This window comes from Sphingomonas sp., from assembly GCF_048595155.1.
Classification (GTDB): Bacteria; Pseudomonadota; Alphaproteobacteria; order Sphingomonadales; family Sphingomonadaceae; genus Sphingomonas_I.
In genome coordinates, this window is the sequence record NZ_JBMDXN010000047.1 from 137613 (window position 1) to 154589 (window position 16977).

General features: G+C 64.8%; 22 protein-coding genes. 8 read left to right on the top strand and 14 right to left on the bottom strand.

Annotated elements, in window-relative coordinates:
* Window positions 1-24 precede the first annotated feature (24 nt).
* The gene (locus tag ACOJSI_RS07965; RefSeq protein WP_420137730.1) at window positions 25-981 is read right to left on the bottom strand and encodes a DUF5309 domain-containing protein; all 957 of its coding nucleotides are present in this window, start codon (window positions 979-981) and stop codon (window positions 25-27) included.
* Between the two features lie 51 nt (window positions 982-1032).
* Window positions 1033-2010, bottom strand: coding sequence for a hypothetical protein (locus tag ACOJSI_RS07970; RefSeq protein ID WP_420137731.1), 978 nt, complete (start codon window positions 2008-2010; stop codon window positions 1033-1035).
* 73 nt (window positions 2011-2083) lie between these two features.
* On the opposite strand from ACOJSI_RS07970, the gene ACOJSI_RS07975 reads away from it, so the two are divergent.
* Complete coding sequence (locus ACOJSI_RS07975) at window positions 2084-2287, top strand: hypothetical protein (protein WP_420137732.1); 204 nt, start codon at window positions 2084-2086, stop codon at window positions 2285-2287.
* On the top strand, window positions 2284-2448 hold the full coding sequence (locus ACOJSI_RS07980) for a hypothetical protein (protein ID WP_420137733.1): 165 nt from the start codon (window positions 2284-2286) through the stop codon (window positions 2446-2448). The genes ACOJSI_RS07975 and ACOJSI_RS07980 overlap by 4 nt, the downstream gene beginning before the upstream one ends.
* Window positions 2449-2469: 21 nt before the next feature.
* On the opposite strand, the gene ACOJSI_RS07985 is transcribed toward ACOJSI_RS07980, so the two are convergent.
* The 4 genes from ACOJSI_RS07985 to ACOJSI_RS08000 form a co-directional block, all read right to left on the bottom strand.
* Window positions 2470-3378: a PEP-CTERM sorting domain-containing protein gene (locus ACOJSI_RS07985; protein ID WP_420137734.1), complete on the bottom strand. Its 909-nt coding sequence runs from the start codon at window positions 3376-3378 to the stop codon at window positions 2470-2472.
* Window positions 3379-3451: 73 nt separating this feature from the next.
* Window positions 3452-4051: a phosphatase PAP2 family protein gene (locus ACOJSI_RS07990; protein ID WP_420137735.1), complete on the bottom strand. Its 600-nt coding sequence runs from the start codon at window positions 4049-4051 to the stop codon at window positions 3452-3454.
* Window positions 4052-4171: 120 nt separating this feature from the next.
* Window positions 4172-4462, bottom strand: a complete 291-nt coding sequence (locus ACOJSI_RS07995; protein ID WP_420137736.1) for a hypothetical protein — start codon at window positions 4460-4462, stop codon at window positions 4172-4174.
* The gene (locus ACOJSI_RS08000; RefSeq protein ID WP_420137737.1) at window positions 4459-6516 is read right to left on the bottom strand and encodes a portal protein; all 2058 of its coding nucleotides are present in this window, start codon (window positions 6514-6516) and stop codon (window positions 4459-4461) included. The genes ACOJSI_RS07995 and ACOJSI_RS08000 overlap by 4 nt, the downstream gene beginning before the upstream one ends.
* Window positions 6517-6730: 214 nt before the next feature.
* Here ACOJSI_RS08000 and ACOJSI_RS08005 point away from each other — a divergent pair, with 214 nt between their 5' ends.
* Window positions 6731-6943 carry a DUF4287 domain-containing protein gene (locus ACOJSI_RS08005; RefSeq protein ID WP_420137738.1) on the top strand — a complete coding sequence of 71 codons (213 nt, stop codon included), beginning with the start codon at window positions 6731-6733 and terminating at the stop codon, window positions 6941-6943.
* 62 nt (window positions 6944-7005) lie between these two features.
* Here ACOJSI_RS08005 and ACOJSI_RS08010 read toward each other — a convergent pair whose 3' ends face one another.
* From ACOJSI_RS08010 to ACOJSI_RS08040, 7 genes are all read right to left on the bottom strand, one after another.
* A complete protein-coding gene (locus ACOJSI_RS08010) occupies window positions 7006-7602 on the bottom strand; it encodes a hypothetical protein (RefSeq protein WP_420137739.1) in 597 nt (198 codons plus the stop codon).
* Window positions 7603-7856: 254 nt separating this feature from the next.
* Window positions 7857-8591 carry a TIGR04255 family protein gene (locus ACOJSI_RS08015; protein WP_420137740.1) on the bottom strand — a complete coding sequence of 245 codons (735 nt, stop codon included), beginning with the start codon at window positions 8589-8591 and terminating at the stop codon, window positions 7857-7859.
* A 157-nt stretch (window positions 8592-8748) separates the two neighbouring features.
* Window positions 8749-10026: a phage terminase large subunit gene (locus tag ACOJSI_RS08020; RefSeq protein WP_420137741.1), complete on the bottom strand. Its 1278-nt coding sequence runs from the start codon at window positions 10024-10026 to the stop codon at window positions 8749-8751.
* Window position 10027: 1 nt separating this feature from the next.
* Window positions 10028-10282: a hypothetical protein gene (locus ACOJSI_RS08025; protein ID WP_420137742.1), complete on the bottom strand. Its 255-nt coding sequence runs from the start codon at window positions 10280-10282 to the stop codon at window positions 10028-10030.
* A gap of 1 nt (window position 10283) precedes the next feature.
* Complete coding sequence (locus ACOJSI_RS08030) at window positions 10284-10508, bottom strand: hypothetical protein (protein ID WP_420137743.1); 225 nt, start codon at window positions 10506-10508, stop codon at window positions 10284-10286.
* 161 nt (window positions 10509-10669) lie between these two features.
* Complete coding sequence (locus ACOJSI_RS08035; protein ID WP_420137744.1) at window positions 10670-11242, bottom strand: YadA-like family protein; 573 nt, start codon at window positions 11240-11242, stop codon at window positions 10670-10672.
* A gap of 501 nt (window positions 11243-11743) precedes the next feature.
* Entirely contained in the window at window positions 11744-12088 is a 345-nt protein-coding gene (locus tag ACOJSI_RS08040; RefSeq protein ID WP_420137745.1) for a hypothetical protein, read from the bottom strand.
* A gap of 302 nt (window positions 12089-12390) precedes the next feature.
* Here ACOJSI_RS08040 and ACOJSI_RS08045 point away from each other — a divergent pair, with 302 nt between their 5' ends.
* The 3 genes from ACOJSI_RS08045 to ACOJSI_RS08055 all read left to right on the top strand — a co-directional run bounded on the left by ACOJSI_RS08045 (window position 12391) and on the right by ACOJSI_RS08055 (window position 14518).
* Window positions 12391-13524 (top strand): hypothetical protein, encoded by a 1134-nt coding sequence (locus ACOJSI_RS08045; protein ID WP_420137746.1) that lies wholly within the window; start codon window positions 12391-12393, stop codon window positions 13522-13524.
* A gap of 186 nt (window positions 13525-13710) precedes the next feature.
* The gene (locus ACOJSI_RS08050; protein ID WP_420137747.1) at window positions 13711-14160 is read left to right on the top strand and encodes a hypothetical protein; all 450 of its coding nucleotides are present in this window, start codon (window positions 13711-13713) and stop codon (window positions 14158-14160) included.
* Between the two features lie 25 nt (window positions 14161-14185).
* Complete coding sequence (locus tag ACOJSI_RS08055) at window positions 14186-14518, top strand: hypothetical protein (RefSeq protein ID WP_420137748.1); 333 nt, start codon at window positions 14186-14188, stop codon at window positions 14516-14518.
* Here the strand turns inward: ACOJSI_RS08055 and ACOJSI_RS08060 are convergent.
* Window positions 14497-15462, bottom strand: a complete 966-nt coding sequence (locus tag ACOJSI_RS08060; RefSeq protein WP_420137749.1) for a hypothetical protein — start codon at window positions 15460-15462, stop codon at window positions 14497-14499. The two genes, ACOJSI_RS08055 and ACOJSI_RS08060, sit on opposite strands and share 22 nt — an antisense overlap.
* A 385-nt stretch (window positions 15463-15847) precedes the next feature.
* On the opposite strand from ACOJSI_RS08060, the gene ACOJSI_RS08065 reads away from it, so the two are divergent.
* Together ACOJSI_RS08065 and ACOJSI_RS08070 are read left to right on the top strand one after the other, a co-directional pair.
* The gene (locus tag ACOJSI_RS08065; protein ID WP_420137750.1) at window positions 15848-16279 is read left to right on the top strand and encodes an antitoxin Xre-like helix-turn-helix domain-containing protein; all 432 of its coding nucleotides are present in this window, start codon (window positions 15848-15850) and stop codon (window positions 16277-16279) included.
* A 6-nt stretch (window positions 16280-16285) separates the two neighbouring features.
* The gene (locus ACOJSI_RS08070) at window positions 16286-16972 is read left to right on the top strand and encodes an RES family NAD+ phosphorylase (protein WP_420137751.1); all 687 of its coding nucleotides are present in this window, start codon (window positions 16286-16288) and stop codon (window positions 16970-16972) included.
* Window positions 16973-16977 lie beyond the last annotated feature (5 nt).

Sequence of the window (16977 nt, forward strand, 5' to 3'; positions counted from 1 at the left end):
CGTGCGCCGCCCTCCCATGCCGGCTCAGGTCAGGTCGGCGACCACGCCCGATGCGGCCTCGTTCAGGCATTTCAGCGCCCATTCGACGGACAGCATCTTGCGCGTCGAAAGCCCGGTCTTGGCCAGATCCTGCACCGCCAGCGGGTCCAGCGTGCCGATCTCCCAATATTCCGGATCGACGATCAGCGCGTCACGAGCGGAACAGAAGCGCGACGGCACGAACTGCACCTCGCCAAAGTCGGACACATAGATGTCGGCACCCGCGACGATCGTCGCCTTCTTGGCGCCGGTCTCGCGCCGCTGCTGGGCCAGCCCCGGAAAGGCGGCGGCGGTCTGCTTCTGGCCGCCCGCGGTGATCACCATCTTGGGATTGCCGCCCTTGGCCCAGATCGCCTGCAGCATCGTCTTCAGCAGCGCTTCGGTATAAGCGCGCTGGGTGCCGTTGGTCGCCGCCGCGACGATGCCCGTGCCGGCATTGAAGCCGCCGCTGGCACCCGTCGCGCCGCGCGACGCGTTGCTGGTCAGCCAGGCGAGCGCACCCGCCGTCTGCCCCGCCACACCCACGGTCGGCGCGACCGAGGCGTAATTGCCCGATGCCCGCATTTCCATGTCGGTCCGCAGCTCGCGCCCGGCCTTCATGATCTCGCGTGCCAGTTCGGATTTGCGGCCGGCCTTGTTGGTCGCCTCGACGGTGGAGGATACGCCCACCACCTTGGTGGAGATCTGCGTATAGGCGCTCACCCGCGCCGTGTCGGTGCGCACGTCATTGGCCAGGTCGTCGCCCTGGATGCGGGCATTGGCGGGGTTGGCGGCGGCCAGCCCGTCGGTCTGCCATTCCGTCTTCGTCGCGGAACATTTGCCGGTGCCGATCGCGTTCAGGAACGGCGTATCATCCGGGAAAAGTTCGGCGATCTTGTTGCTCAGATCTTCGCGTACGCCGACGCGATTGACGTTCTGGATCACATTCGTGGGTACAGCCATGTTCGGAATATCCTTGCAGGAAAAGCCGGCTCCCGGTCGGAAGCCGTGGGGTCAAAGAATGATGCCCATGCTGTCGAGGACGGCGGCATAGGCGTCGCCGGATCGTTCGGCCTTGGCGCGCGCCCAGGCGGCGTCGCGGCTGCGGGCGGAGTGTTCGGCCCGGGTCGGGGTCACCCCCGGCCGGGCCACGCGCGGTGCGGCGCGGGCGGCGCGCATCGCCGCCGGCTTGCCGGATTGCAGCGCGTCGTAACGGTCGGCCTTAGCCTTCCATTCCGCCGCCGCCTTCAATGCCAATATGTCGGTGGCATTGGCCTGGCCCATCAGCTCCATCGAATAGCCCAGCGTCGCTCCAACCTGTTCCAGGTCGGTGAGCAAAGCCTGGCGCCGCGAAACGTCGGTCCAGTCGTCGCCCAGATGCGCGCCCAGCAACGCATGATCCTGGGCTAGGGCATAATGATGGTTGATCGCCTCGCGCTGGGCGGCCTCCGCCTGCACCTCCAGCGCCCGCTGCGTCAGCGCCTGATGGTCGGCCGCCTGGCTCTCGAACATCGCCTGCAGCTGGTAAAAGGCCTGGGGATCTTCGGCCAGCAGGGCAGGGTCGGGGGGTTGGGGCGCATAGTAGCCGGCAATCTCTTCCAGCTGCGCGGCATAGGCCCGCTGCTGTTCAGCCACCGCGGCATTGGCTTCGATCAGCGCGTGGCGCTTCACTTCGGCCGCTTCCATCGATGCCGACTGCAGGGCGCGTTCGCGCTGGGCTTCCCGCGCGGCGACCTGGCTTTGCAGGTCGAGCGGCAGCTGCTCGAACAGCGCCTTGGCCTCGCTGTCCCAGGAAATAGGTGGCACGATGGCCGGATCTTCCGGTTCGGCCGCTTGCTCCTGATAGTCCTCGCCGGGTTCGGCCCCGGTCTCGTTCTGGTGAAACTCGTCCGCCTGATCTTCCTCCATCTGGTCGAGGAAGTCGGCGAATGCCTCGACCCGGTCGTCGGCGGATGCCGGCGCGGCGGCCTCCGCACTGTGCAGCTCGGCCATGCGCATCTCCTGTTGGTTGCGATTGGGAAAAGAGTAAAGGCTGTCGACTTGGGCTCGGACGACGGAGGCGGCAGTGCGCATCAGGGACAGGCAGGCGGCGCTCGTCGCGGCGTTGATGCTGGTGGTGGCGTTCGGCGTACTGTTCCTGCTGCCGCCCGCGACTAATGATTCCGAGAAGGCATTCCGTCTGGTCGTCGCGATCGCGGCCTTCCTGGCGGCGCTGCTGCGCTGGCGCCGCGCGATCCGGCCGGTCGACGGCGGCGGAGGTGCGGCGTGAAGCGTTTCGACGGGCGGTCGCTGACGCTCGGCATCACCCTGCTGATCGTCGGCGCGGGCCTCCTGCTGGCCGCGCCCAACCCCTTGTTACGCTATGCAGGCGGGATCACCGCCTTCGCGATCGGCCTAAGCGTAATCCGGCACGGCCTGCGCCTCGATTGACCCGTCTTCGCTAAGGCGCGCTCACCGCGCCGGGCGGGGCCCGCCGGGATTGGCCAGTTCCTCTGCGGCGATCCGCTGCAGCGCCACCGCCGTCTGCGGCTGCAGGCCCAGATCCTCGGCCGCGCGTTCGCGTATCCCCAACGTCCGCGGGTCCACTCCGGTCACCCGGCCAAAGATCACCAGCGCCGCCAGATAATAGCCCGCCGCGCTCGCATGATAATGGTCCCACGTCCACAGATTGACCTTGCCGAAGGCGATGCCGTCATACGGGTTGGGATCGGCCACCCCCTGGCTCATCGCGCGCAGCCACGCTTCCCCCACCGGCACCGTGCCGGCGAACAGATCGCGGGTGCTGCCGATCGCCAGCGCATTTCCGCGCGCAATATCCTCGGTCATCGCGCGGATCGATTTGCCGCGATAGGGCGCGCCTGGCGGATAGGTCAGGTCGGCGCGCGACCAGGTCGTTTCCAGCAGCACGCGCACGCGCGGATTGGCCGCCTTGAACAGCATCGCCAGCCGCTCGGCATCGCGCACATGCGCCGCCGGGTCGCCCGGGCGCAGCTTGTCCAGCGTGCTGTAATCCTGCAGCACCACCACGTCCCATACCCCGGTCAGCTGGGCGCGTTTGTTGGCCAGATGATAAGCGAAATCCTGCCCGCTCGCCGTCTCCAGGCTCACATCCCAATTCTGCCCGGCCTGTTCGGCGAAGCGCTTGAACAAGGCCGGTACGCCACCAATCCCTTCGCGGTTCAAGTCGCGCACCAGATCGGGCCGATAGGTCCTGACCGGCGATCCCGCGCCAAAGGTAAAGCTGTTGCCGACGAACAAGATCCGTTCGGCCAGCGCCGGCCCGGCCATGGCCGCCAGCCATGTAATGGCGAACAAGGCCGTCAGCGTGCGCAACAGGGTCGGGCGGGACAGGATCGACATTCTATCCCTCTATCCGTTTCGTCGGGCGGAGCAATGACAGGCGCACGGCAAGGCTGCGGCGCGTCTGCCGCGGTCAGCCGGCGCCAAACCGGTCACGGCCGCCGCCGGCGATCCGGCCGATTAGCCGCTCCGCCAGGAACACGCCCGCCTCGGCCGCCAGTCCCACCATCAGTCCCGCCGCAACGTCGCTCGGATAATGCGAACCGCGCGGAATCTGGATCGCGCCGACGGCCCCTGCCGTCAGATAGGCTTCGGCGGCATGGTCGGGATAATCGCGCACGAAGGCCCGCGCCACCGCCACCGCGCCCGCCGTATGGCCGGACGGGAAGCTGTTGAGCGCACTATCCTGGGTACCGCTGCCCTTGCCCGCCTTGTAACGCCCGCCATCCGCGCGGACGTGCGGCCGGGTCCGGTCGATCCGGTGCTTGATCATGCTCTTCATCTGCGTCGCCAGCAGCTCCGCCGCCAGCATGCGCCCGCCCGCGCGCGCGATCCTTTCCTTGCCCAGGATCAGCCCGATCGCGAAGGTGGCGGCGCAGATCGTGATCAGCGGCGGCTGATCCGCCAGCTCGCTCACCTGGCCGGCCGCGCGCACGATCAGGCTGTCCTGCCGCGGCGCGACCGCATCCCCGACAGCAATGTCCGCATTCTCGGCCTTGGTCCGCTTCCTCATCTGCTCTTAATGCTTTGAGCGGTCATCCGTGCCCTTCCTCCGTTCGTCCTGAGCCCTTCGACGCCGCCTGCGGCGGCGCTCAGGATAAACTGCGTCGAAGGACGCATCCGTAACGCCCCGCTAAAGAAACCGCCGCCGCGCCTCCGGCAACCGCGCGATCCGATCGGCATGGTCCTGCGCCGCCTGCTCCACTTTGCCGGCGGTCACGATATGCGTCACATGCGCGTCGATCTGGTCGACGATCTTGGCCGCCATGCCCAGCTTCAACAAAGCCGCCGTGTCGTTCGGCATCAGGTCCGCCGCGCGATCGAAATAAGCGCGGCGCAGCGTGGCCAGCACGTCGCGTAGCCCGCCATCCTCCTCGTAAAAGGCCTGCCAGCGCGCGGCGCGGTGGATCGCATCCTCGCTCATTGGTCCAGCGCTCCGCCATTACGCATCGGCGTGATGCGCGCTTCCGCCCGGCGCCCGCGGCCGCGCCGGCGCGGCACCGCCTGCTCCGCCTGAAAGCGGCGCTCGGCCAGGCCATATTCCAGCTCCATCCGCTCGCGCGCCAGCGCCGCTTCCGCCGCCGCTTTCTCCCGTTCCAGCTGCAGCTTCAGCGCATTCTCCTCACGCAGCGCATCCAGCTTGGCCTGCCCTTGCTGGCGCTCCAGCATCAGGTCGGCCTCGGCCTTCTGCCGGTCCAGCATCAGCCGCTGGCGTTGTGCCTCGGCCTCCGCCTGCGCCTTCAGCACCGCCGCGTCGGGCGCGGGCGGGGCAGGGGGCTGCTGCCCCTGCGCGGCCGGATCCTGGAAATAATCGGTCGGAATGCCCAGGCCCGCATCGCGCACCATCGCCGCCAGATTCTTGAAGATATTGCGCGGTGTCGCCAGCCCCACCGGCAGCGCCTCCTTCTGCATGTCCAGCATCTGCGCGCGATAGGCCAGCCTTTGCTCCTTGCGGCCCGAACCCAGCCCCACGCGCGCGCTGGCGGAAAGGCCCGCCGGCCACTGCGCCGGGTCCACCATCCGCGCCTGCCCGTCCACCCGGATCGGGAAGGGCTTGCCCACCGCTATCATCAGCCGCAATTTCTTGGCGAACAATCGCGCCAGGGCTTCGGCGAAGTTGCGCGCGACATATTCTTCCATCTGCTGGCCCTGCGCCTGCATCAGCGCGGTGCCGGTCGCGGTCTTGTTCAGCGCATCCGCATCCAGCCCCTGGTTCAGCCGGGTGATGCCGGTGCGGCTCTCCCGCTCGCCGGTGATATACTCCAGCATCGTCATGCCCTTGGCCATGTCGAACGCCTCGTACAAAGGCTCGGGCTTGGCGCCGCCGCGCCCACGCACGAGCCCACCCGGCCGCACCATCAGCAGGTCGTCGATCGTGTCCTCGGTCAGGCATTCCTGCGGTACGTACATGCGCGGATTGTTGGTCAGATACAGGCCGTTCAGCTGCTGGCGCAGGATCACCGATTTGATCCGCTGCAGGTCCATCACCTTGTCGGCCAGGCTATGCCCCACCATCCGGTGCGCGCGCGGGAAGGGGCACCACACCACGAACGGATTTTCGTCCACTTCCTCCACGTCCAGGATCACGTCGTCGACGCGAAAGATCTTCACCAGCTCGTCCACGCCGTCGCCGTCCAGGTCGACGCGCTTATACTCCTCGCGCAGCCACACCTTGCGCGTGCCGGTCGGCGCGATCTGCGTCTCGTCCAGCCAGCGCGCATTGCCGCGCATGTCCAACCAGGTCGCACGGTCGTCCGCCGGCAAACTCTCCACCACGTCCCGGTCAAAGCCCATCGCGATTAGGTCGCTGATGCTCTTGGACGATCGGTGGCACAGATAATCGCTGTCATCCTCGTGCCGCGTGCGGCTGGCGAACAGGAATTCCTCGGACGGGATCGGGTAATCGACGAAGCGGACTTCCTTCGTCCGCTCGATCGCCTCGATCGTGAAGCTGCCGTCGCCATGGTCGGTCGCCGCCGCAATCTCCGCCCCGCCGGCATGCAGCGCCGCCAGCTGGTCCTCGCTTACCGCGCCGCGCCGCTTCGTCACCGTCTCGTGCGTCTCGGCACAGGTCTTGGCGATGCCGATCTTCTCGATCAGGCCGGATTGGATCCAGTCATGGATCACGCGATAGCCGTCCTGCCCCTTCATGAAGCTGTACGTCACGGCCGCCGTCGCCTCGTCCGCCGCCGCCTCGCCCTCGGCCACCGCGCTCTCGAACTCGACCACGCGGTCCCCCGCGACGATCGTGCGCGACGTGCTGATCGTCATATAATCGACCACCTCGGCCACGTCCGGCGTCACCACCTGGCTCAGGCCCTCTTCCTCGTCGCCGAACGGCCGTGCCTCATAATAATCGATCGCCACCGCCTGCTCGTCCGCCAGCGTGCTGTCGCGGAAGGACAAGGCCAGCCGCTCATCCTCCGCCAGCATCGCCGCCAATTCGGCATGCGTCATCGCCGCGTCCAAAGCCGCCATGCGTCATCCTTTCAAAAATATCGTCGCCCCGGCGGAGGCCGGGGCCGCAAGAGCCGGCGCGACTCGCGCCCCACGCTCCAAACCGTCACTCCAGCGCAGGCTGGGATCCATTCAGCGGCCAGGCAACGCCGCATATGCCCTGAAGACAGCCCTTGCACCCGGCGCCGTGCACGGCACTATTGCACCCGCACGATCGACAACGGAGCCCAACCCGATGCCCGAAGAAAAAGCAAAAGGCCCCGCCTCCTACTTCCCCTCGATCGAACAGAAATACGGCCGCCCCATCGCCGAATGGCAAGATATCGTCCGTGCCCACCTGCCCGCCAAGCACATGGATCTGGTCGCGATGCTAAAGACCGATTATGCCATGGGCCACGGCCACGCTAACGCACTCGTCGCCCACACGCTGGCGGGCAAAGGTGAGTAACTGAGTACTACAGCAAGTAAAGTCGCTTACCCATCTGCGGGCATAGCTGGCAACGTCACCTCTTACCGCTTTCCTCGAATTTCGATTGATTGTCGTACCGTTGCGCCAGTCAATGGTAGAGGTTCCGATTTTTCTCGGCGGAAATGGTTCTCTAAGGCCATGTCGATTACACGATGCCCGTAAGCAGTCACGGCGCAAACCTTAGGTCTTGTCGCAAGGTGCTGGGTAGCAGTCGATGACATAAGGTTCAGGTATAATAAGCCGCCGAGTGGCAGCCGCCCTTCAATCGGGGGCAGGTAAATGGCTCGCGATACGTTCCGAGCGCTCAGGTTCGAGAGGAAGGACTTTAGCGTCGTGTCAGCAACGCCCTGTTCCGATGCTTCTGCAAGAAAAGATTCGAGGTCAAGGACAGGACAAACGAGCGCGAGCTCATTAAGAAGCCTATCGTTTGCTGGCTCTAGATCGCATTCGTGAGAGAGCACGTAGACAAGACCGCTCTCGACGCGAAACCGGTCATCCACCTCATCGAACCGGGCAAAATCAACGCTGTCGATCAGCAAGCCGACGCCGGTGGCAAGGCCTTCGACCGAACCGTAAAAGACGTTGGCACCGTCTCGCGCGGAATGTGTTAGTATCTCGTGCGCTGCATCCGGCCCCACTTGCGAACTCTCAAAGCTGGTACTTTAGCTCGAATGAACGTCGAAAGGCGGAACGAATTACGCCCCTTAGTTCAGGTCCGATGTCGTAGTGCGCTGTGTGCAATTTAATCGGGGCGCGTCCAAAAGACATGCTGTCGGACAGCAGTCGACCTGCCTGTCGAAGCGCCGGCGTATGGTCGAGCGGAGGCTTCGCGTAGATTGCCGGCTGACCAGTGGCAATCGCCGCAGTTATCCCAACCGAAAGCAAGCTCATTTCATTGCTCCGTCATGGAGTTTAGAATGGCGTCGGGCCACAAAGAGAAAAACGCTTTCTTCTCTTCGTCGTGAGCCCGCTCGATCCAAGCGGAAGCTTCGTGCAGACTAACCTGGCCCAAGCTGTCTGGAGTAAAAACGTCAACATCCACCACTGCGCATACGCGGCTGTCGATCGCTCCCTGCACGAAGGCGGGCGTTGCTAGGGTAACCTGCGCAACCGCATCACTTGCGACATCGTAGCGGTACGCGGCCGTTAAATCGCGCACAGGTCGCCCGCCAGCAACGAGCTCGAAGTTCAAATCTTGTAGACCGTCGAAACCATGATCCGGCGTCAGCGCGTTGATATAGCGCAAACCAATGCGGGCGATCGAAGGATCCTTGCACACGTCAAACAGGGCGGCGAGCATCTGATCTAGCATCGGCTTAAAGGCGGCCCAGCCAACATATGGTGCCATGAGGTGCATCGACAGAACGTGCGAACCGATACGTACTGTTCGGCCTGCGTCGGGGCCAAGCACTTGCATAATTGGGGCAAAGCGCATCTCGGCGTTGCTTTCCCGCGCGGAGGCGGGGAAATCAGCGAGCGGAAGGCGTTCCGCCCGAGCGCCGGCCCACGCAGGAGCACCTGCAAGCTGTCCGACGATTACCTCGGCAATGCCTTGGCTTTCAAAACGCACCTCGCACAACGCTTCAACGATGGCGTCGCGGGATAACTTTGCTGGTGGCGTGGGCATCGCGGTTGGCCTTGAATCATACTAACTTGGCGCCGTCTAGTGAAATCCAATTCTATCGAAAACCGTTGATTTTCGCCTTGGCCAAGTAGTCAGCATAGCGAACCCTTTAAGTTGCTAAAATAGAACGGCTCATCTCCGGGGGGGCGGCGGCGGCCCCTTAAAAAATCCCCCTATTCGAATAACTAATCCGCCGCTTCGCCACCGGCGCCTCATACGCCACGCACATCAGCCCGAACGCGTCCGCGCCATGGCTGGACCAGTCATGCGCCGGCCCCAGGCCGATGCCGCGCACATCGTCCTTGCGCTCATGGTACCAGCCCAGCGCATCGCGCCCGCCGCTGGTCGTCTCCGCGTCGAACCACACGCTCGGCATCAGCCGCCGCGCCGCCTCGATCCGGGCCGCCGCCGCGCCCTTGCCCTGGTTGGGCACCACCGTCACCTGATAGCCGGCGGCCCGCAGCGCGCTTTCGTAGGACACGTCATACACCTTGTCCTGCGTCGCCCCGTCATGCGGCAGCCAGAATTGCGCGCGCTCCGGCCCATAACCGTGCGCGCGCAGCCAGTTGATGTGCGCGCTCAGCGGCTGCCCCACCGCCTCATAATAATCGCGCACGCGGATCTCGCGGCCCACGAACTGCGCCGGCCAGCAGGCAAAGGCATCCGCCCGCGCGCCCGTGCCGCCAATGTCGCAGAACAGCCGCACCGTCAGCAGCGGGTCGAACGCCACCGCGCCGATCCGCCGTTCCGCCTTGGCCTCCGCCAGCGCCCGCGCCAGATAGGCACCGGCCGACGCGCTCACATAGGCGCCTTCCCAGATATGGTCATATTGGTCGGGCTGGATGCGCAGGCAATCCTGCCGCTCCTGCTCAAGCTCGGGTGTGAACCAGGGGTTGTGCCGCCAATTGGCCTCCACCACGCAGGCCCCGGTCGGCAGCTCCGCCCCGCGCAGCATCACGTCCACCGGATCCGCCTTGCGCCGCGGGTTCCAGCTCCACCACATTTGCGCGCCGCTCGCGCGCATGGTCGGCCGCAACAGGTTGATGCTGTGCTGGGTCGCGCCCTGCGCTTCCTCCCACCAGCTGCGCTTGAAGCCTTCCAGCGATTTCACGCTGTCCGCCGTCGCATCCTGCATGCCCTGAAAGATGATCAGCCCGTCGCCCGGCGTGCGGATCGACTCGCGATACACTTTGAACCCGTCCCGCTCGCCCAGCAGCCCGAACGCGGCCAGCTTGGCCTCGATCAACGCCTTGGACGATTGCGCCAGATCCTTCTGCGTTTCGCGGATGCACACGCTGCGCAGCCCCTCGCCGCCATTTTCGCCGGGATGCGCCATACTGTCCTCGATCAGCAGGCCGGCGAAGAAGTGGGATTTGCCCGATCCGCGCCCACCCCACGCCGCCTTGTCGCGCGCCGGCGCCAGCAGCGGCCGAAACACATTAGCCGTCCTGATCGGGAGCTTGGACAATCTGTCGCTCGATAACGTGATAGGTGGGGCCGGCAGCGGCGTCATTCGGGTCCTCCTGCTGCAGCATCGCGGTGATCATCTTCAGATAATCGACCGGCTTGTCCGTCCGCATCTTGGCGATCACCTGGGCGCCATGGGCATCGAAATCGCTGATCAGGTGCTTGGTCAGCGCCCCGCGCAGCTTGGCGTGCGCTAAAGCCGGAGAGATACGTTTCGTCTGTGCCATCTTATCCCCCATGCTGTGGATAGTGCCGCCTGATCGGCCCGTCAGCCGCCGGTCTGGCGCCGCGAAACACGGCGCGGATCGCCGCCGCCACGCGCTCGCCCTCGGCAATCCGCCGCTCGGCCTCCTCGGCCGTCCGCGCCGGCTCCGCGCAGCGCGCGATCAGGCGATGGAGGTCGCGGCTCAACGGCCCCAGCCGCCCGGACGTGTCGGATCGAACCTCCGCCATCGCGCGCCCTTTCCCAAAACGCAGAAAGCCCGCCGGGTGGGCGGGCTTTCTGGCGCAGTCCTACTGCTCAAATATCGCGGTACATAACAAGAACGAATTTGTCAAGCTCGTTATGCACGCCGCGCGTGGCGCAAGGATAAGCGCCCGGCCGCGCACTAGCGTCAGAACTGATAGCCAATCCCGACATTCCACGTGACGCGCTTCGTCTGTGTGGCAAAGCTGCCCGCAGCCCGTGCGATCACATGCGTGTCGAACGACTTCGATGCGCCGAACGCGAAGGCGGTCGCATCGCCCGCGCCGCCCATGCTCATGCCGATCATCCCGGCACCCGGCGTCATCGCCTGGGCGAGCCCGGCCAGCGCTGCGCTGCGCGCCTCGCCGGCCTCCTGAATAGGTTTCAGGCCATCGATGATCGATACGCCGAGCGCATGTAATTGGCCGCCGTTCACCGCATCGGTAGAATTGGGGGATATCGATCCGGGCGCCACGTTCAGAACATAGCCGGGCTGCCCATCAAGATAGCCGGTATAAAAGGCGTTGGTCGAGCCATAGGCGCCAGCGACCCCCCTGCATTCCGTTGCGCCCTGTATAAAACCTTCGAAGTGCGGCGCGCGCGGGTCCGGGCAGTCAAAGCTCGACTGCGCAGACGCTGCCGCAGAGCAGAATAGCCCAGCCGCAAGGACGCTCGTCAAAAGCCCGGCGCGCAGATGAAAACGGAAATTTGGCTGTCGCATATCATCCTCCTGTTGAGTGGTTGTTTCGAGACGAAATTGTCGATGGGGAGCGGCACGCCCCTCACTACGTGGGGCAGCGCGACAGGGCGCAGGCGCTACCGACGGGGATGATAATGGTCGCCTGCTTGCCCCCGGCAATCCGCTACGTAGTCTCTAGGGGCCGTCCAGGCCGGCTTTGCTGCGGTCAGGCGTGGTATGTCGGGGCGCAACGGCCCACCACTCGGGCCGCGCCGCGACGAGCCTTCGCCGTCGCGCGCCCTTTCCGAAAACGCAAAAAGCCCACCGGGTGGGCGGGCTTTCTGGCAGTCCTTCTGCTCAAATATTGCGGTACATAACAGGAACGTATTTGTCAACGACTGAATGTCAGCGCGCCATGGATTGGCCGCCGGAGGGTGGGTGGGGCGTCGCGAATGCGTGCCAATCCACGCCTGATCCCTTGGCGCCCGATGCCGCGCAAAGGAGTGTCGCATATGCCGCACGCTCGCGGCCGGGCTGCGGTGCCTATAATTCGCTGCCCGGCGCAAATTGATAGACCACCGGCACGCCATTCAGCTTGCTCTGCTGCCTGAAAACACGAACCGGCGCGAGCAGGTCCAGCTTCAGCTGGTGCGTCTGCCAATGCATCGTCACGAGATGCGCATCATCGGGCCAATCGACCGCATGGTTGGCATCGAATCTCAAAACGACCTGGCTGCTGCCGTCATGATCAATCGCTTTGACCTCGTACACATAGCCGACCGTCGCGTCGCAATTCTTCTTTTCCAGTCGCGCGGTGACCCCGTCCGGCCCCGAGACGGATTGAACAGGATCCGAGGAGCAAAGGTCGCTACAGCCGGTCAGCGCCAACAGAATGGCGGTATAAAAGTGCTTTGACCTCATCCGCATCAGTCCACCCATTTCCACGCCACCGGCTCTTCAACTTCCGATCCCCCTGGCAGATATGGCACCGCCGCCAGGAAGATTTCGCGCTCGGGGAATTGAAGTACAAAACAAGAACAGATAGGGCAAGCCCATCTCTGCGTTTGGGCGACAGGGGGTTACGAACGGTGCCGCATATATCGCTCTGTTCCCGGCTATTGTCGGTGATCTTGTATCTCCGCGCCTCTCACCGCCGTCCGCGCTGGCATCATCAGCTGATTGCGTCGGTCATGCTCGTTCTGCTTGGCGCAATGCCAACGCTATTGCATGCCGCCTCCAACGGCGCTCTCGATCACCTCCGCCGCGCCCAGGCTGCTCTGGCGCCGCACATCACCGCCGACGGTCTTGGCGTCGACAATAGTTCGGCGGCAACCGCGGCCCTGCGCGCGCAATGGGCGGCGGCGCGGGCCGTGGCGCTGGATTGGCTTAACCGGCGGCCGGCCGGATCATCGGCCGCACTCGCCCGGTTCGCGAAGCCGGCCGGCCTCGCCCTCGACATCACGCCGCTCGATCGCGACACCCTGCTCGTCAGCGCCCGCAGCGGCGCGTTCGCCACCATGTTCGTCCTGCACCGGGCCGCGGGCGCGCCCTGGCGCGTGGTGCTCGCCTTTGACGATCTCCCCCCGGCCATACTTCGTGCGCATCCCGCGCTCGCCGCGTGGAGACCCGATCGGGCTGGGGACCAATGCCGGACCATGCCCGGCGCGGACGCGTGGAGCCGGTGCGGCCCTCAGGGGCTCACCCGCGTAATCCCGCTGCCGCAGGAAACGACCGGGGCGCGGCGTTTCGCCGTCATCGGCGATTATCTAAGCTCCCTGGGCGGTACCGAGGCCTATCAGCTCTCGATCTGGCGGTGGGACGGCCATGCCGCCGCGCCGCTGCTGGTGCGCACGCTCTCGCAATCGATCGAGGAGCCGCTGATCGTGCGCGCCGACAAAAGCGGCCTCACCCTGCGCAGGCGGGATGAGTTCGCCGGCCTTGGCTGCGGCGGCCCCTGCATCGGCCGGCAGATGGAAATGCGGTTCGATATGCCGCCCGTCGGCGCCGCCCCGCCGCGCGTCCGCAGCCTGAATCCGGATCTCGACCTTATCGATCAGCTGTTCGCGCGCCTGTCCACCCACCGGCCGACCGCCGATCTCGCATCCCCCGCCGTCGTCGCGCACATCAAGGATCTGGAGGCTAGCGGGGTCGGGCCCTGGCGGATGCTGGAAACGGGCCAAACCGGCCGTCGCCTCTGTCTCGACGCGATCGCCTTCGATCGCCCCCGCATCTTCCACATCACCACCCGCGCCGGCCGCCCCTGGATCGCGCAGGTCACCGTCGCACCGCCCCATGCGTGCAGCGGCCCGAATTCGAAGTCCTGAAAATGCAGAAAGCCCGCCGGGTAGGCGGGCTTTCTGGCGCAGTCCTACTACTCAAATATCCCGGTACATAAAGAGAACAGATTTGTCAAGCATGATTGCTTCAGGCACCATGGGCGATATTCCCCCACGCGCGGGGAGAAACTTTGCCTGCCATGGCTCGTTGCCTGGATGTCATCTCGCGAACATATGAAAATGCAGAAGGCCGCATATTTCACGGTGGAATGGCAACAGCGGGAACCGAAACCCCGTATTACTTTGCGCGCGCCGAACAGGACCTCTTCTCTGTCGATCGATGCCGCGCTCTTGCTTGCGCAATATGCGCTTCCATCGGGTGATATATTGCTCATTCTGGAGGAAGACTGCCCTTATGAAGAGCAGCTTCATATCGTTCTGGTCCGCAACGTCGCGGTGGCCGATCACATTGTCATTGGCGGGATGTATGAAACCGGGTCTTATCGGGAAATCCGCATCGAAGGCGAACGGCTGAACTTCAGCTTTGGGGGCGAGGGCGTCTGGACGTTAACCTGCGAGGCGGCCGGCACCTACAAGCGGAGCGGCCTGCCGTCCGGGGCGCGCCGCCGGGGTGGCCTGCTTGCGCGCCGCTATCTTGTCTTATCACGAACAGACGCGGCATGAACCGACCGCCTGACCCTGCCGCCCAATGCGGCAATTCGCTAGCCGTCATCGACGTGCCGTATCGCGGAGCTGCGCTTATTGGGTGACGGTCTACGCGCTCGCACCGGCGCAGGCCTGTCGCCAGATCCCGCGCTATCGCAGCGCCACCCTGTATGGCGACGGCAATGGGCTGGGGGTGATCGATTCCGAAATGCCCAATATCCGGCGCCGGCTGGGCGTCTGGCGGCCCGGCATGACGCTGCCCTTGCCGCCGCATTGCCCCCGCCTGCATCTCGTCCGCACCGCGCTCTGGTGCGGCCCGGCCATATTCTGGTCGCGCCGCCGGCGCCCGTCAGGTCAGGGGTGTATCTTCAGATGATGCTTCGCCAGCGATTGGCCTTCGCCGCTGTTCACCATCGCCGTATAACTGGGGAAACGCTGCTGGATATAGGTGGCCTTGTCACTGCGCGACCAATGACTGTGTGGGGCCGTGTCGTCGATGGGCGTCAAATTATTGCGTTTGCAGAATTGCTGGATCATCTCCAGCCATACCGGACGGACGATATCTTCGGCCTTGCCCATTGCCAGCTGTGACGCGGCATAGGGCAGGAGCGAGAAGCGCTCCATCGCCGCGGTTTCGAACACCCAGCGCTCATCGCCCTTGGGGTAGCCGCCCAGCTCCGCCGCGGGCAGAAAACGGAAGGATCGGCGCCCGGCCAGAAAATGGTGCTGGTTGACCCAGATGGCATAACGGGAGGCGATCTCTTCCAACGCATATTCCGTCGCCATGGCGACCGGGTTCCACCAGGAACTCGCTTCCGCATCGATCAGGGCCGCCAACGCTGCCGCCTTGATGAGCAAGTCGGAGCTGTCGTCGAAATTGCGCTTCAGCGTCTGCGCGGTGAAGCCGGTTCCGGTTTTGCTGCCCGGCTGAATGCCCACCCAGTCCGTATGGATGTCCGGTATCGCCCAGTCACGTAATTTCTCCGGTACCGGCACGTCCGGCAAAGGGAACAGCATCGGCGCGACGAGCCAAATCGGTATGCTGAACGGTTTGAGCTTGGCGACTCCACGGAAACGCAACGTCTCCTGCCCATTCCACTTTATCGTGCCTGCCTGCACGGCTGCCGTATGGGCGTTCATGTATTTCGGCATGTCATGGGCCAGGTCTGCTGCAATAGCGCGATAGCGTTGGAGCTGTGCGCCCGGCGGTTCGACGCAGATTCTGAATCGATTTAAATGGTACACCGTCGGAAACATTGCCCGGGTCGCCGTTGTCCCGGTAGTATCTGGAAACACTGGCAAAGCCGTGAAATTGCCCAAGCTACTCTCCCGTATCGTCGTGCGCTCAACACTTGAACCACCGGAAACGTTGCCGTCGAACCAATCCCATGGACTAAATCATTAATTCTGTCAGCTGCACTGTTATCAGATTGGCGCGCAGATAAGGGCGTTCATCTTATTCATCCCGCTTTAGCGCAACCTTCGACCAGTCAAACACCGTACATCGCTAGTATCTCAGCTGCGGTATTGATGCGCATACGGAATTAGGTTGAGTCAAAGGAAGTCAATAATATTAAAGGATATATCATGCGCAGGTAGTGCGCAGCGCCGTCTCTCCTCCAATGGCCGTGCGGGGAGTTCGCCAAGATGATGCTTGCATCCGCGTCACTTGACGCGCATGGGGTAATTGGCTATTTCCTGCGCCATGGAAGCTGCCCGCGCTCTTGCTGATGCCGCGCCGATCGAGCTGCAGACTTTTGCCCGTGTCGAAGACCGGCAGCGCTTGACCGCGCCGACCGTGAAGGCCTTCCGCAACCTGTGTCAGCATTGGGGCCTCGCCAATGCGGAGGCGGCGGCATTGCTCGGCGTGTCCGAAAGCACGTGGGACAGGATCAAGCGCGGCAGCTGGGATCAGCCGCTGTCGCAGGATCAGATGACCCGCGCTTCGGCCGCGATCGGCCTCTACAAGGGCCTGCGCCTGCTGTTCGCGGACGACATGGCCAATCGCTGGCCCCGCCTTCCCAATAGTGAGGCGATGTTCGGGCGCCGCAGCCCGGTCGAGGCGATGGTCGAAGGCGGTATCCCGGTGATGCTGGATACGCGCCGTTATATCGATGCGGTCCGCGGCGGCCTGTAACTGCCGGTGATCCAGGGATTGCCCGTCACCCGCGTGGCGCTGCCGCGCACCGTCCGGCTCGTCACCACCGCGCGCCTGCGCGAGCCTGTGCTGCTCGGCCTGGGCGATCCGGAAGATCAGGCCGCCCTCGCCGAAGTGGAAGGCGCCACCAGCAACCGCCTGATCGCGCAGGCCCGCGGCGCCGGCGCGGTACAGCCGTTCGAGCTCGTCTATGGCGTGCCCCACGCCGCGCACATCAATGCGGCTTTCGCTTATGCCAAGCCGCGCGCGCCCAACCGCTTCAACGGGGCCGATCGCGGCGCCTGGTATGCCGCGACCGAAACCGAAACCAGCCTCGCCGAAGTCGCCTACCACCTCACCGCCATGCTGGCCGCGACCGGCGTCTACCAGGCGACCGTGGATTATGCCGAACTCTATGCGAGCTTCGCGGGAGAATTTCTCGATCTGCGCGGCCACCCGGATCATCCCGCGCTCCACCCCGATCCGGCCATTGGATATCCGATCGGCAACGCGCTGGCGCTGGACGTCCGCGCGGCCGGGTTGAACGGCCTGCTCTATCCGTCGGTGCGCCGCGCCGGCGGCACCTGCATCGCCGCCCTGGTGCCGCATGCGGTGCAATCGGTCGCGCAGGGCGACGTCTATCGCATGGTCTGGCGGGGCGCGCCGCAGCCCCGGATCGAGCGCCTCGCTTAGCGCAC

Excerpts from the sequence above, each read along its gene's own strand:
- ACOJSI_RS08055 (WP_420137748.1), top strand. The coding sequence starts at position 14,186 with ATGCGGCAATTCGCTAGCCGTCATCGACGTGCCGTATCGCGGAGCTGC.
- ACOJSI_RS08050 (WP_420137747.1), top strand. The coding sequence starts at position 13,711 with ATGAAAATGCAGAAGGCCGCATATTTCACGGTGGAATGGCAACAGCGG.
- ACOJSI_RS07970 (WP_420137731.1), bottom strand. The coding sequence starts at position 2,010 with ATGGCCGAGCTGCACAGTGCGGAGGCCGCCGCGCCGGCATCCGCCGAC.
- ACOJSI_RS08045 (WP_420137746.1), top strand. The coding sequence starts at position 12,391 with ATGCTCGTTCTGCTTGGCGCAATGCCAACGCTATTGCATGCCGCCTCC.
- ACOJSI_RS08015 (WP_420137740.1), bottom strand. The coding sequence starts at position 8,591 with ATGCCCACGCCACCAGCAAAGTTATCCCGCGACGCCATCGTTGAAGCG.
- ACOJSI_RS07990 (WP_420137735.1), bottom strand. The coding sequence starts at position 4,051 with ATGAGGAAGCGGACCAAGGCCGAGAATGCGGACATTGCTGTCGGGGAT.
- ACOJSI_RS08030 (WP_420137743.1), bottom strand. The coding sequence starts at position 10,508 with ATGGCGGAGGTTCGATCCGACACGTCCGGGCGGCTGGGGCCGTTGAGC.
- ACOJSI_RS07995 (WP_420137736.1), bottom strand. The coding sequence starts at position 4,462 with ATGAGCGAGGATGCGATCCACCGCGCCGCGCGCTGGCAGGCCTTTTAC.
- ACOJSI_RS08005 (WP_420137738.1), top strand. The coding sequence starts at position 6,731 with ATGCCCGAAGAAAAAGCAAAAGGCCCCGCCTCCTACTTCCCCTCGATC.
- ACOJSI_RS08035 (WP_420137744.1), bottom strand. The coding sequence starts at position 11,242 with ATGCGACAGCCAAATTTCCGTTTTCATCTGCGCGCCGGGCTTTTGACG.
- ACOJSI_RS07985 (WP_420137734.1), bottom strand. The coding sequence starts at position 3,378 with ATGTCGATCCTGTCCCGCCCGACCCTGTTGCGCACGCTGACGGCCTTG.
- ACOJSI_RS08025 (WP_420137742.1), bottom strand. The coding sequence starts at position 10,282 with ATGGCACAGACGAAACGTATCTCTCCGGCTTTAGCGCACGCCAAGCTG.
- ACOJSI_RS08065 (WP_420137750.1), top strand. The coding sequence starts at position 15,848 with ATGGAAGCTGCCCGCGCTCTTGCTGATGCCGCGCCGATCGAGCTGCAG.
- ACOJSI_RS07965 (WP_420137730.1), bottom strand. The coding sequence starts at position 981 with ATGGCTGTACCCACGAATGTGATCCAGAACGTCAATCGCGTCGGCGTA.
- ACOJSI_RS08000 (WP_420137737.1), bottom strand. The coding sequence starts at position 6,516 with ATGGCGGCTTTGGACGCGGCGATGACGCATGCCGAATTGGCGGCGATG.